Consider the following 14,339-nt stretch of genomic DNA (forward strand, 5'->3'; position numbering starts at 1 on the left):
CAACCCGGCGAACCTTCCCGGTCAGAGCACCAACCCGCGGCGTGGCGACCCGGCGAAGCCGTGCTGACGTATCCGCAAGGCCGTCGAGAGGGCCCGTCACTCGTCGGCCGAGACGTAGTTGACGCGTCGGTAGACCTCCTGCCAGCCGTCACGGGTGTGGTTCCTGAGGGATTGGTTGGGGCGTCCCGGTTGCTGCCATGTCTCGCCCGTGAACAACGCACACCCCGCGTCCAGGCCGTCCTTGAGTCGCTGTCGGGACAGTGCCGTATGCGCTCCTCGGCGCCGGTAGCGACGCAGGGTTCCGCTGTTGCCGCACCATGCTCGGGCTCCCTGGAGGAAGATCGACGCCGTGGCGACGGGCAGGCCACCGTCCCAGGCCATGTAGTGCCGCCAGCCGGGGCGTCCGACGAGCCCTTCGTAGAGGGGTGCCCATTCGTCGGGCATGCCGTAGCCGGTGCACAGGGTTTCGGCGAAGCGGGTGGAGTGGGAGGGGCCGACGCTCCCGATGCGGAGATCGGTGGAGGGCGGCGGAGCCGGCTCGGCGCCACGTCGCAGGGTGATCCATTCGCCCTGGGGCTCCAGCCCTTCCTCGCTCAGCCAGTCCGGGAGTTCGGTGCGGGCGGCCTCCTCGGGAACGTGCACCATGAATCTCGCATCGGCGCCGCGGAAGAAGTCCGCGATGTCGTGCACGAGGGCGCGGCTGGGCCGCTGGAGCACGGACAGACCGACGACCCGGTTGAAGAACACGGTTTCGGTTCCCGGGGCCAGCAGGGCGAAGGCGTTGCCGAAGGACTCCGCGCGGACTCCGAACTCCGCCGCCACTCCCGGGTCCAGCGCGGCCAGCCAGTCGCGGAGTGCGGCGATCTCGTTGGCGTCGGTTTCCCGCGCCTGGACGCGCAGTGTCTCGTTCATGGCTGACTGTCCCTCCGGGAAGAGGCCGGACCCGGGCGTGGCAGACGTCGTATCGAGGACTCGTGCGTCGCTCCCGCGACCGTTCGCCGAACGGATTCGGCGAACTCCGAGAGTTCCGGGGCTTTCAGCAGCTGCCGAAGTCCGATCCGCACGCCCAGTCGCTGCTTGACCCGCGAGAACATTCTCGCGGCGAGCAGAGAGTGACCGCCGAGCTCGAAGAAGTCGTCATTCCGGTTCACGGTGGCGAGGTCGAGGACCTCGGCCCAGATCTCGGCCAGTGCCTCCTCCACCGGACCGGAGGGCGGGGCCTGCGCGGTGTCCGGGGAGTCCTCGGCCATGCGCCGGAGCGCCTCCCGGTCGAGTTTCCCGCGGGGTGTGGTCGGCAGCCGGTCCACGGCGGTGAGGGTGGCCGGTACCAGGGGCAGTGGGAGCAGAGCGCGCAGGTGGGTGCGGACCTCGGAGGGTGTCGGGGCCTGGTCGCCGGTCAGGGGTACGTAGTAACCCTCCAGGCGGGTCTGCGCCGTCGGGTCGGTGTGCGCGACGACGGCTCCGGCCGAGATGCCGGGATGGCTCAGCAGGGCGGCGGTCACCTCTTCCGGCTGTACCCGGACACCGAGGATCTTGACCTGGTGGTCGAGCCGCCCGAGGAACTCCACCCGGCCGTCGGCTCCGCAGCGGCCCCGGTCTCCGGTACGGAAGACGCGGCCCGGCCGGGCGTCACCGGCGGGACCGGGTACGAAACGGCGCTCGGTCTCCTCCGGATCGTTGAGGTAGCCCAGGCTGCCGAAGGGGTTGCGGATGGCGATCTCTCCGGGCTGCCCCGCCGCGCAGAGGTTGCCGTGCTCGTCGAGGATCAGCACCTGGGCGCCAGGCAGCGGCCGGCCGAGCGGCTGCGCTCCGGCGGGGGCAGGGTCGTCGACGACGTGGCTGCACACGGCGAGGGTCGTCTCCGTCGGGCCGTACAGGTTCACGACCCGTTCGGTCGCGGGGAAGACCGACCGCCGGCGGTCGACCAGCGCTCCGCTCAGCGGTTCCCCCGCGAAGAAGACGACCCGCAGAGGAGCCCCCACCCGTGGCCCGGCGTCGGACAGCCACAGGTGTGCCAGGGTCGGTACGGCGTGGACGAGCGAGATCCGTCGGCTCTCCAGCCAGGGGACGACGTCGTCGGGGGCGAGGTCCTCGCCCCGCTCGGGCAGGCACAGGGTCGCGCCGCTGACGAGAGGCAGGAGCACATCCCTCAGGACCACGTCGAAGGACAGCCGGGTGAGCTGCGCGCACGTGTCCCCAGGGCCCACGCCGAACTCGTGGCGCTGCCACTGGAGAAAATGGCTCAGCCCGCGGTGAGAACCGAGCACGGTCCGTGGCGTGCCGGTCGTACCGGATGTGAGGAATATGTAACCGGCCTGCCCTGCCAATTCAGCCGCCGGAGCCGGTTCTTCGGCCGTGCAGCCTCCACCGGAACCCTTCGCCACGGGTTCGATCGTGGAGTTCCCGTGTCCCACACGTACTCGCCAGTGTGCCGCGGCCAGACTTTCCATGAGTTCTCGTCGTGCGGCGGGTAGCAGGGGGTCGATGGGCAGCAGCACGGCTTCTGCCATGAATACGGCGAGAATCGCGGCGATGAGTTCGGGAGTACGGGGTCCGGTCACCGAGACCACGTCACCTCGCCGCAAGCCAAGTTCCCGCAGCCGACGGGTCGTTCGCTTTGACCGCCGGGCGAGCTCCGCGTAGTTCCAGCGGTGGCTGCCGTACTCCACCGCAGGTAGTTCGGGGGAGTTCTCGGCCTGCTGGGAAAACAACTCCCCGACCGATACGGGGGAGGAAACCGGCAGTGTCGACGAGGAGTCGGGCGCTCCGGGCGGAGCGGCTGTCATCACATCCCTCCTTCCGGCACACGAATGTGTCCGTTACCATCCGTCAATCTAGGTCCGGGCGACGGCTGATCACAAGGAGAGATCAATGCGTGGCGTCGACAAGCACCGTGACCGATCCCACCGACCCGACCGACTCGAAGAGTTCGCTCCTCCTGTCCCGCTTTCCGCTTCCGAAACTCCTTGCCATCCAATGTCTTTCAGCCAAGAACGCCTCTGGTTTCTGCACCAGGTGGATCCGGCCAGTACCGCCTATAACCTGTCGGCCGCTTATCGGTTTCACGGCCCATTGGACATCGAGGCGTTTTCCGCCGCTTTCGTCGAGGTGACGCGCCGCCACCCGGCCCTGCGTACCTCGATGAGCCCGGTCACGACGGGTGGGCCCGGCCAGGCCGTCGAACCGCTGAGCGGGGGACCCACCCTGGTCGACCTCACGCACGTGCTGGCGGCTGCCAGGCTTGACGAGGTGCGCCGACTGGCGGCAAAGGACGCCGCGACACCCTTCGACCTCACGACACCGCCCCTGCGGGCCACGCTGCTACGCCTGGGTCCCGAAGACCACGTCTGATTGCTGACCCTCCATCACCTCATATGTGACGGTTGGTCGCTCAACATTCTCTGGCGTGAACTTGCCCTTTTGTATGGCGCGTTCACTGCCGGACGCCCAAATCCCCTCCCGGAGCTGCGGTACCGGTTCACCGATCACGCCCGCAGAGAGCGGGAAACGGTGGAGAGCGGTGCCCTGGACGGCCAGTTCGACTACTGGCGCCAGACCTTGCGGGACGTCCCGCCGCTGGCCCTGCCGACTGACCGCCCTCATCGGCCGCCGGCCTCCTCGCGCGGAGCCCGGGTCGCCCTCTCCCTGCCCGGGCCGTTGGCGGCGGGCCTGCGGCGGCTCAGCCGTCGGCAGCGCGTCACGCCGTTCATGCTTTTCCTCGCCGCCTACCAGGTACTCCTCGCGCGCTGCTGCCGGCAGAGCGACATCGCCGTGGGCCTGCCCGTCTCCGGCCGGGTGCGGGCGGACACGGAGGAACTGATCGGCTGCTTCGTCAACACCGTGGTTCTGCGCGGGGAGATCACCGGGCACCGGACGTTCCGGGACGTGCTGGCGACCGCCCGTGGCACAGTCCTCGACGCCATGGACCACCAGGAGCTGCCGTTCGAGAACCTAGTGGCCAGACTGGCGCCGCCGCGGGACACGGCACGTCCTCTGCTGTTCCAGGCGATGATCTCGGTGGAGGACCCACCGACGGTGCCCGAGTTCCCCGGCCTGCGCGTCGAGCGGTTGACGGTCCCCCGGGAGACCACGCAGTTCGAACTCACCCTCACGCTGCGCACTGTCGGGGACGAGACGCGGATCTCCTTCGAGTACGCCACGGACCTCTTCGACCGTGCCACTGTCGAGCGGCTGGCTGGGAACTACCGGACCCTCCTGGAAGGCGTCGTGGCGGACCCCGATCGGCGCGTGGGCCTGCTACCCCTGCTCACCACGGACGAGCGCGACCGAGTGCTGGCCCTGGGCCGGGGGCCGCGACCCGTTCCCGCACCGGCCGGCCGACTCCACGACATGGTCCTGCTTCAGGCCGGCCGGTCGCCCGGGACGATCGCCGTCGAGCACGAGGGCAGCCGGCTCACCTATCGTGAACTGGCCGGGGCGGCCGACAGGTTGAGCGCGCGGCTGCGCAGTCTCGGCGTGACCGGAGAGACACCCGTCGGCCTCTACACCGAACGCGGACCCGAGCTGGTCATCGGCATGCTGGGAATCCTCGGCTCGGGCGCCGCCTGCCTGCCCCTGCGCCCCGGCCAGCCTGCCGACCGTGCCTCCACCCTGTTCCGGGACGCGGGTGTCGAGTTCGTCGTGACCGGGTCCCGGACGCGCGCCGACGGGCTGGACGAGGTACGGCTGGTCCCTGTCGACAGGGTCGAACAGCCGCGGGACGGCGTCCCGGCACGGCGGGCCCCGGTCCACCGCGAACCACTGCCGGGCGACCCGGGAGTGGACCACGGCCGACCGCACCAGGACGACCGTGCCTTCGTGCTGTACACCTCCGGCTCGACCGGCATCCCCAAGGCCGTGGAGCTGACGCACACCGGCCTGGTCCATCTGTTCGCGCACATGGTAAGCACCCATAAAATCACCCGCGAGGACCGGGTGCTTTCCTTCTCCGCCATCGGCGGGGACATGTGCGTCGAGGAGATCTTCCTCGCCCTGTGCGGTGGCGCGACGGTCGTCATGGGCGAGGACATCGTCGACACGGCACCCCGGTTCTACGCCGCCTGCGCCCGGCTCCGGCTTACCGTCCTCGGCCTTCCCACCGCCTACTGGCACCACCTCACCGGCCATGCGTCCGGGAAGCCGCCGCACTCTCCCGACCACGTCCGGCTCGTCCTCATCGGCGGGGACAGGGCCCTGCCATCGCACATCGGGCACTGGTTCTCGCCCGACGGCCCCGGCATCCCCCTCGTGAACGCCTACGGGCCGACCGAGACAACGATCAACGCCGTACAGCACCGCTTCACCGACGCACAGGATCTCGCACCCGGACGCGAGACACCAATCGGACGCCCGCTGCCCGGCGTGCACGTGTACGTGCTGGACGACGCCCTGCAACCGCAACCGCTCGGTGTCCCGAGCGAGTTGTACATCGGCGGGATCGGTGTGGCGCGAGGCTACCTCGGGCAGCCGGCGCGGACCGCCGAACGGTTTGTGCCGGACCCCTACGCCCCGCACGCCGGTGCCCGCTGCTACCGCACCGGAGACATGGTGCGCTGGCGCCCGGACGGTCTGCTGGAGTACCTGGGACGGACGGACGACCAGGTGAAGATCCGCGGCTTCCGTGTCGAACCGGGCGAGATCACCGCCCACCTGCGTCGCCACCCGGACATCGGCGACGCAGCGGTGGTCCGGACCGCGGAGTCCGACGATGATCCGCGACTCGTCGCCTACGTGGTCGCAGCCGACGGCCGACCCTGCCCCGGCCACGACGAACTGCGGGCTTTCCTGGCCCGGACCCTGCCCGACCACATGGTCCCGGCGGCGTTCCACCCGCTGCCGCGGCTGCCGAGGACCGGCAACGGCAAGGTGGACCGGCGGGCACTTCCCACGCCGCGGATCCCGGACCCGGCACCGGCGCAGCCCCGCACCCCTCTGGAGAAGCAGCTCACCGCCCTGTGGTCCGAGGTGCTCAGCTGCTCCGCCGTGGGCATCCACGACAACTTCTTCGAACTCGGCGGCCACTCCCTGCAAACCGTGCAGCTGGCGGACCGGGTGTCCACGGCTACCGGGAGGGACGTCCCGGTCAGGCTCGTCCTCCGGCACCCGACCGTAGCGGCACTCGCGGAGGCGATCATGAACCTGCCACCGGACGCTCCTCGCACGCACACCCCCGAACCCCGGGCCACGCCGACGCCCCGGGACACCGGCACTTCCTCGGACTTCGTCCGCTTCGAACACCGCCCGCTGCACGCCCTGATCGAGGCCGGCGAACTGCCCCCCGTGGACGCCGCGACCGTGAGCTGCATCCCCGAATCCCTGTTGCGTAGGCGCGGGTTGGAGTGGGAGGAGTACCTCGACGACTGGTGCCAGGGCGTCCCCCTGGTCTCTGGCGTCAAGCAGACGGGTCTCGGCCGGATCGCCCTGATGACCGTCCCGTTCGCCGAGTCGGACGCCTACCGGGACCCCCAGGGGCTGCTGAAGGCGGTGATCCCGACGCTGAGGGCGGCCAGGAGGATCGGTGCGCGGGCCGTGTCCCTCATCAACCTGCTGCCGTCGGCGACCGGTTACGGCCGTTCGATCGTCGACGCGGCGGGGGAGGGGGACGACCTTCCAGTGATCACGACCGGTCACGGGACAACAATCGCCGCCGTCGTTCTCAACACCGAACATCTGCTGCGCAGGGCGGGCCGGCGAATGGGCGAGGAATCCGTCGCCTTCGTCGGACTGGGCTCCATCGGTGAGTCCGCGCTGCGACTACAGCTGCGACGGCTGCCGCATCCACGGCGCATCACCCTGTGCGATCTCTACAGCCGCCGTATGCATCTGGAAGAGATCCGCGCGACGGTACGGAGCGTGTACGACGGCCCCGTCGACATCGCGGAGTCCACGGACGGCTCGGTCCCCGACGCGGTCTACGAGGCGTCTCTGATCGTGGCCGCGACCAATGTGTCCGATGTGCTCGACGTGGACCGGCTGCCCGTCGGTTGTCTAGTGATCGACGACTCCGCCCCGCACTGCTTCGACCCGGCCCGCGCGTGGCGGCGGATGCGGCACGCCGCTGACCTGCTATGTGTCGAGGGCGGCGAGCTACGCAGTCCCGAGCCGGTCGGCGAACTGCGGTACGTGCCCTCGTGGGTGCGCAGACGGGAGGATGCCGCGACGATCCGCGGCTGGTTCGAGCAGGATCCGCACGCGATCGGCGGCTGCGTCCTGTCGTCCCTGCTCACCGCCGAGTTCGAGGGGATGCCCGCCACGGTAGGCGTGGCCGATGTCGAGGCGGCGGAGCGCAGCCACGCGCTGCTGCACCGGCTCGGCTTCACCGCCACCCGGGCACAGCTGGAGGAAACGACCCTCCCGGCGGAACTGATCGAGGGGTTCCGGGACCGTCATGGATCCGATCGGCGGGGGGACTGACCCGTGTGCGGCATCGTCGGCACCGCCGACCTGGGCCGGGGGCGCTCCGCCGACCCGGGCGTGCTCACCGCCATGGCACGGACCCTGACGCACCGCGGCCCCGACGACCACGGCAGGTTCCTGCGGGACGGCGTCGGCTTGGCCGCGCGCAGACTGAGCATCGTCGATCCGCCGGGCGGCCACCAGCCGATGAGCAACGAGGACCGCACGGTCGTCGTCTGCTGCAACGGGGAGATCTTCAACCACCGCGCGCTGCGGGAGGAGTTGAGGGCGGCCGGCCATCGATTCCGTACCGCCTGCGACGTGGAGGTGCTCGTCCACCTCTACGAGGAGGCGGGCACCGAGCTGGTGCACCGGCTCAACGGACAGTTCGCCTTCGCCCTGTACGACAGCCGGCGTCGCCGTCTGGTCCTGGCCCGCGACCACGTCGGGATCGCGCCGCTGCACTACACCGTCGTCGACGGGACTCTCCTGTTCGCCTCCGAGATCAAGGCCCTACTCGCCCATCCCCGCGTGTCACGCGAGGTGGATCTCACGGGCCTCGACCAGGTGCTCGTCCTGCCGGGACTGGTCAGCCCACGCACCATGTTCGCCGGGATCTCCAGCCTGCCGCCCGGCCACCTGCTCGTCGTCGAGGAAGGGGGCCTGCGTACCGAGCAGTACTGGGACCTGGACTATCCGCCGCTCGCGGAGCTGCCCCGGCCGCGGAGGAGGAATGGCCGGAGCACCTCGACCGGCTGGAGCAGGCCATGCTCCGGTCAGTCGACCTCCGCATGCGGGCGGACGTTCCGCACGCCTACTACCTCAGCGGCGGTGTCGACTCGTCCCTCATCGCGGCCATGGCGAGCCGCCTGCTGCCCGGGACCGCGCCCCGCACGTTCTCCGCTGTCTTTCCCGACGAGGAGATGTCGGAGCGGTCTTTCCAGAGACTGGTGGCGCGGAAGTTCGACTCCCGCCACACCGAGGTCGAGATGACCCCGCAGAACCTCCTGGACGGACTGCCGGAAGCGATACGGCACTGCGAATGCCCCATCAAGGAGAGCTACAACGTGGCCTCCCTGCGCCTCTCCCGAGCGGTACGGGACCGGGGTGCCAAAGTCGTTCTGACCGGCGAGGGCGTCGACGAACTGTTCGCCGGCTACATCGGCTACAAGTACGACCTGTTCCGGACGGCCCGGTGGGATCCCGCACAGCCGATGTCAGCCGAAGAACGCCTGCGGGAACGGCTCTGGGGTCATCCCCAGCTTGCCTACGGCAGGGACCTTGCCGGACTGGCCGAGACCCGGCGTCGCCTGTTCGCACGCCGACTGACCGGCGAGCTCGACTCCTTCGACTGCCTCGCCCGGCCCCTGGCGGACCCGGCACGGCTCGCCGGGCGGCACATCCTGCACCAGCGCTCCTATCTCGACTTCAAGCTGCGGCTGCCCGACCACCTGCTGGGCGACCACGGCGACCGGATGGCCATGGCCAACTCGGTGGAGGTGCGCTATCCGTTCCTCGACCTCGACGTCGTCGAGCGCGCGCGGACCATGCCGCCGGACATGGTGCTGTACGACTTCGAGGAGAAGTACCCGGTCAAGCGGGTCGCCGACGGCTATCTGCCGAGCGAGATCGTGGAGCGGGAGAAGTTCGCATTCCACGCCCACACCGGTCCCGATCTCCTGCGGCAGGCGGAGGACTGGGCCGACGCGCTGCTGGACCCGGGGCGGATCCGCCGCCAGGGCTACTTCGATCCCGAGGCGGTAGGGCAGCTGCGCCGACGGTGGCTGGACGAGGAGAGCCGGCTCGACCTTCTCGTCGAGGACGATCTGCTGCTGCTCGTCTTGACCTTCGGGATCTTCCTGGAGAGCTTCGACCTGCCCGACCTGACCTGACGCGAGGGGCTCGGCGCCCTGTCCCCCGGAGGTGCGTGATGGAACCGTTCGTCTGCCGGACATCCTACGCCCAGGACCGGCTCTGGCTGCTCCACCAGATGGCCCCGGACGATCCCTCGTACAACCTCGCCTGGGCGTTTCGGATCACCGGCCCGCTGGACGCGGCGGCACTGGTCACCGCGCTGTCCGCGGTGGTCGGCCGGCATGAGGCGCTGCGGACGACCTTCCGGGTCGTGGACGGCCGCCCCGTGCAGGTCGTCGCACCAGGCTGGGACTTCTCCCCGTCCGTCGAGGACCTCACCGGGTACGAACCGGCCGTCCGCGAGAGGGTCCTGCGCCGACGGCTGCGGGAGGCGTCACGCGCCGTCTTCGACCTGGAGCGCGGGCCGCTGTTCCAGCCCCGGATCTTCCGGCTGGCCGAGGAGGACCACGTCCTGCTGATCAGGCTGCACCACATCGTGTCCGACGGGGGATCGGTGGCTGTCCTCCAGGGCGACCTCGCCAGCGCCTACGGCGGCGCAGCCCTGCACGAACCGCCGCTCCAGTACGCGGACTTCGCCGCCTGGCAGCGTGCGCCCGAACAGTACGAGGAACAAGAGCGGCAGCTGGCGCACTGGCGCGACCACCTGGCGGACGCGCCGCCCGCCCCACGCCTGCTGGCCGACCGCCCGCGCGGGAAGGGCACCGAACCCCGGGCAGGCCGGCACGAGTTCCAGCTGCCCTCCGAGCTCGTGGCACGACTACGTGGACTGGCACGCACGGAATCGGCGACCTTGTTCATGCCCTTGCTCGCCGCCTTCGCGGCCCTGCTCTCACGCTACACACGCCAGGACGACCTGGTGATCGGAGTGCCGGTGGCGGGGCGCGACCGCCCCGGACTTGAAGACGTGATCGGCCTCTTCGTCAACACCCTGCCCGTGCGCATCAGCCCGTTCGCCGGGCTCACCTTCCGCCAACTCCTCGCCCACGTGCGGGATAGGGTCCTCGCCGGCTTCGATAATGCCGATGTCCCCCTCGAACGACTGGTGGAAGAACTGCGGCCGACCCGCGGCCTGGACGGATCCCCGTTCTTCCGGGCGATGTGCGTGATGCACCCCGCCGAACCCCCCGTCCTGAGCCTGCCCGGCCTCGATATCCGACGGGAACCGGTCGACCCACTGCCCGCGCCCTACGAACTGGTCCTGTCCCTCGTCCCCGGCGGCGGGGGCGTGCGGGCCTGGCTCGACCATGCGGCCGAACTCTTCGACGACGCCCGCCTGGTCCGCATGGCCGGGCACTTCCACACCCTCCTCGACGCCGCCTCCGAGCGCCCGGACGAGCCGCTCTCCCGGCTGCCGATCCTCACCGAAGGGGAGCACACGCAGGTGGTCCACGCCTGGAATCGCGTCGAACCGAGCGCGTCGTCCGGGGCTGCGGGCGCCTGCCTGCACGATCTGATCGCAGCGTGGGCCGTGCGCACCCCGGACGCCGAAGCGGTGACGGACGGCACCCGACGGCTCACCTACGCGCAGCTCGCCGAACGCGCCGGCCGCGTCGCCCACCGGCTGCGTGGATCGGGCGTCGGTCCGGACACGATCGTCGGCGTCTGCCTCGACCGTTCCGCCGACCTCGTCGTCGCCCTGCTGGGCGTCCTCATGGCGGGCGGGGCGTACCTGCCGCTCGACCCGGCGCATCCGCCGGAGCGGCTGCGCCTGCTGTTGGAGGACGCGGAGACGAAGGTGGTCGTGACGCGGAGCACCCTGCGTGACCTGCTGTCCGAGTCCGGGTGCGAGACGGTCCTGCTGGACCGGCCGGGTCCATCGGTCACCGAGCCCCTTCCCGCCGAGGCGCCCGGCCCGGACCATCTGGCATACGTCATCCACACCTCGGGGTCCACCGGCCGGCCCAACGGAGTCCTGGTCACCCACGCCAACGTCGTACGGCTCCTGACGTCGACCCGCGCATGGTTCGGCTTCGGCCCGGACGACGTCTGGACGCTGTTCCATTCGTACGCCTTCGACTTCTCCGTCTGGGAACTGTGGGGTGCGCTCGCGCACGGCGGCCGGGTCGTCGTCTTGTCCGGGGACGACGTCCGGGAGCCGGAACTCCTCCTCGACGTCCTGCGCCGGGAGGGTGTCACGGTGCTCAACCAGACCCCCACCGCCTTCCTCCAGCTGGACCGCGCTGACGAGGCGGCGGGCAGCCCACCGCTCGCCCTGCGCGAGGTGATCCTCGGCGGTGAGCGGTGCGACCCCCAGACGCTGCGCGGCTGGGTTGCGCGGCGCGGTCACGAGCGGCCCCGCCTGTCGAACATGTACGGCATCACCGAGACCACGGTGCATGTCACCCGTCACCTATTGGAGCCCGCCGGCCTCGACGGCCCGCCCGGCAGCCCGATCGGGGTCCGCATCCCTGACCTGCGCACCTATGTCCTCGACGAGCAGATGAACCCGGTGCCGGAAGGGATCCCGGGCGAACTGTACGTCGGGGGCTCCGGGGTGGCGCGCGGTTACCTGGGGCGGCCCGCGCTGACGGCACGGCGGTTTCTGCCCGACCCGTATGCCGGCTCGCCGGGAGCACGCCTCTACCGGACCGGTGACCTCGTGCGCTGGCGGCCGGGCGGACGGCTGGAGTTCCTCGGCCGGGTGGACGACCAGGTCATGATCCGCGGTCACCGTGTCGAACCGGGCGAAGTGGAGGCCGCGTTGCGCGCCCATCCGGGAGTGCGGACATGTGCGGTCGTCCCGTACGAGGACGCGGCCGACAGGTGTGCCCTGGCCGCGTATGTCGTCCTGGCCGCGGAGGACCCGCCCGGTCCGGCGGAACTGCGCGGCTTCCTCGCAAGGCGGCTGCCCGGCCACATGATCCCGGGTGCGTTCGTCGCCCTCGACCGGCTGCCCCGCACCGCCAACGGCAAGGTAGACCGTGCGGCCCTGTCCGTCGCGGAGGTGGCCACTGCACCGTCGGACGCGCCCCGCAGCCGTGCGGAGGCCGCCCTCTCGGACATCTGGGCCGACGTACTCGGCCTCGACGAGGTCGGTGTCCACGACGACTTCCTCGATCTCGGCGGTCACTCGCTGTTGGCCGTGCGGATCACCAACCGGGTCAGGGATGAACTCGGCTTCCCGCTCACCGTCCGCGGGCTCTTCGAGCATCCGACGATCGAGGAGCTCGGTCGGCTGATCGACGGGACCGGCGAGGAGAACTGACCTGTCCGGGAGAGATCACTCGGGGCGCGGAATCTCCTCGGCCCGCGGGGCCTGCCGTATCACGGGAAGCGCGGTGACGACGGCGGCCAGCACGACCATGAAGACGGCGTACGCCACCAGCGTGCCCCGCGCCCCCAGCGACTGGAGCAGGCCCCCGGCGGCCAGCGAGGCCAGAGGGACCGCCCCCCAGGTGATCAGCCGGGCGGCGCTGACCGTGCGGGCCTGAAGACGGTCGGGGGCGAGCGCGTAACGGTACGACGTGACGACCACGTTGAAGGCCGGTTCGGCCAGCGACGTCACGGCGACTACCGCGCCCAGCGCCAGAGGCGAGGACAGCCACATCAGCACCGCCATGCCACAGGCCCACAGCCACAGTGACCCGATCACCACGGTCCGCGGCCGCAGACGCCGGTGCAGCCACGGAGCGGCGAAGGCACCGGCGATCGCCGCCCCGCCGGGCAGCGCCAGCATCACCCCGATCAGCGAGGGCGAGGCACCGAGCTCCTGGGCCCGCACGATCATGACGAGGGTGAGCGCGGACAGGACGAGGTTCACGGCACCGGTCAGGGCCACCAGGGCCCGCATCAGACGCTGGTGCCACAGCCACACCAGCCCCTCGGAGATGTCGGCGAGCAGCCCCCGCCGCCGGTGGTCGACGTCGCTCCGGTTCTGGAGGCCGGGCCGTACGAAGAGCATGGCCAGGAAACCGAGCACGTAGGACAGCATGTCCGCCACGAACGGCAGGATGTGGCCGGCGGCGAACAGGGCGCCGCCCAGTGGGCGTCCGGCCAGGTCGGCGCCGAGTTCGCGGGCCTGGTTCTGGGCGACCGCAGTGGGCAGTTGGTGCCGCGGGACGATGTGCGGCAGTGCGGCGGACTCCGCGAGCTGGAAGAACACGAAGCACGCGCCGTCCACGAAGACGACCGCCAGCAGGGCCGCCACGCCCAGCCTGTCGACCGCGAGCGCCAGCACGACGAGACCGAGCAGCACCGCCCGGACACCGTCGGCCGCCAGCATCACGCGCCTGCGGTCCCAACGGTCGACCAGTGCCCCGGCCGGCAGGTACAGCACCAGGAACGGCAAGGTCTGGGCGAACCCCACGAGCCCCGCCTGGAACGGCGAGTCCGTCAGCGCGAGCACCAGTAGCGGGTAGGCGAGCGTGGTGACCCGCATGCCCACGGTCGAGACGACCTGGCCGCTCCACAGCAGCATGAAGTCCCGGTTGCGCCACAGCGGTCGCGCGACAGCCGACGAGGCGAGGCTCTCGCTCATCGTCGGCCGCGTAGGTCACTCAGCGCCCTGCTGGACCTCAGTATCCTGTTGTCCCTGCCGCTCTCCGGATCACCCATTCGCCCAAGCGTGACGTGCCACCGCGGGACTGTCCATCCCCACCGTCCTGAACCGGACATGACGGCAGCCTGGTCACCCGGCTCCTTGGAGAAAACTCCCAGGCGGCCCCGGAAGAGCACATCAGCGCCCCAGCGAAATCCATGTGCCTTCAATGTGCCCTGGCCACCTGACGGCCCCTCCCGGCACGTGACAAAGGCGGGGTCCGAAAACCCCGCCCGAACACCATGAAATCCCAGCTTAGGGCCACACAAGGCAATAAGGCTGATGCCCCGTCTCATGCAGCCGGTGGCTGAAGTCCTACCACTCGTGCAGCGATTGGAAGTGGGAGGGCACTGACCTGAGGTTTTGCAGCGAAAGCAGAGCCGACCTGCGAAAACTTTTCTCCGTAGTTCTCGCCATTCAACGCCGTTTCCCAGGCTCATGTGCCCTGGATGTGCCCTCAGGGCACGTGCGTGGGGAGGCGTCCGCTGCGGGCTTTCGTGCCTGGCTAGTGCCCATCAGGCAGCGTTCGCCC

6 protein-coding genes and 2 pseudogenes are annotated in these 14,339 nt (G+C 70.3%); 5 read left to right on the forward strand and 3 right to left on the reverse strand.

The window, feature by feature from the left end:
* Positions 1–96: 96 nt before the first annotated feature.
* Together ACX25U_RS20545 and ACX25U_RS20550 are read right to left on the reverse strand one after the other, a co-directional pair.
* Entirely contained in the window at positions 97–912 is an 816-nt protein-coding gene (locus tag ACX25U_RS20545; protein WP_454382166.1) for a hypothetical protein, read from the reverse strand.
* Positions 909–2,786, reverse strand: a complete 1,878-nt coding sequence (locus ACX25U_RS20550) for a non-ribosomal peptide synthetase (protein ID WP_454382167.1) — start codon at positions 2,784–2,786, stop codon at positions 909–911. The genes ACX25U_RS20545 and ACX25U_RS20550 overlap by 4 nt, the downstream gene beginning before the upstream one ends.
* A gap of 190 nt (positions 2,787–2,976) precedes the next feature.
* Here ACX25U_RS20550 and ACX25U_RS20555 point away from each other — a divergent pair.
* The 5 genes and pseudogenes from ACX25U_RS20555 to ACX25U_RS20575 all read left to right on the forward strand — a co-directional run.
* Positions 2,977–4,275 (forward strand): annotated as a pseudogene (locus ACX25U_RS20555) (condensation domain-containing protein); the annotation flags it as partial.
* 75 nt (positions 4,276–4,350) lie between these two features.
* The gene (locus ACX25U_RS20560; protein WP_454394397.1) at positions 4,351–7,413 is read left to right on the forward strand and encodes an amino acid adenylation domain-containing protein; all 3,063 of its coding nucleotides are present in this window, start codon (positions 4,351–4,353) and stop codon (positions 7,411–7,413) included.
* Positions 7,414–7,485: 72 nt separating this feature from the next.
* A pseudogene (locus ACX25U_RS20565) lies at positions 7,486–7,857 on the forward strand (asparagine synthase (glutamine-hydrolyzing)); the annotation flags it as partial.
* Positions 7,858–8,186: 329 nt separating this feature from the next.
* Positions 8,187–9,287, forward strand: a complete 1,101-nt coding sequence (locus ACX25U_RS20570) for an asparagine synthetase B family protein (RefSeq protein ID WP_454382169.1) — start codon at positions 8,187–8,189, stop codon at positions 9,285–9,287.
* 38 nt (positions 9,288–9,325) lie between these two features.
* A complete protein-coding gene (locus ACX25U_RS20575; protein ID WP_454382171.1) occupies positions 9,326–12,475 on the forward strand; it encodes a non-ribosomal peptide synthetase in 3,150 nt (1,049 codons plus the stop codon).
* A gap of 15 nt (positions 12,476–12,490) precedes the next feature.
* On the opposite strand, the gene ACX25U_RS20580 is transcribed toward ACX25U_RS20575, so the two are convergent.
* Positions 12,491–13,747, reverse strand: a complete 1,257-nt coding sequence (locus tag ACX25U_RS20580; protein ID WP_454382173.1) for an MFS transporter — start codon at positions 13,745–13,747, stop codon at positions 12,491–12,493.
* Positions 13,748–14,339: the final 592 nt, after the last annotated feature.

This window comes from Streptomyces sp. JNUCC 63 (assembly GCF_054366325.1).

Coding starts and splice junctions, on each gene's coding strand:
- ACX25U_RS20545 (WP_454382166.1), bottom strand. CDS start 912: ATGAACGAGACACTGCGCGTCCAGGCGCGGGAAACCGACGCCAACGAG.
- ACX25U_RS20550 (WP_454382167.1), bottom strand. CDS start 2,786: ATGACAGCCGCTCCGCCCGGAGCGCCCGACTCCTCGTCGACACTGCCG.
- ACX25U_RS20560 (WP_454394397.1), top strand. CDS start 4,351: ATGGTCCTGCTTCAGGCCGGCCGGTCGCCCGGGACGATCGCCGTCGAG.
- ACX25U_RS20570 (WP_454382169.1), top strand. CDS start 8,187: ATGCGGGCGGACGTTCCGCACGCCTACTACCTCAGCGGCGGTGTCGAC.
- ACX25U_RS20575 (WP_454382171.1), top strand. CDS start 9,326: ATGGAACCGTTCGTCTGCCGGACATCCTACGCCCAGGACCGGCTCTGG.
- ACX25U_RS20580 (WP_454382173.1), bottom strand. CDS start 13,747: ATGAGCGAGAGCCTCGCCTCGTCGGCTGTCGCGCGACCGCTGTGGCGC.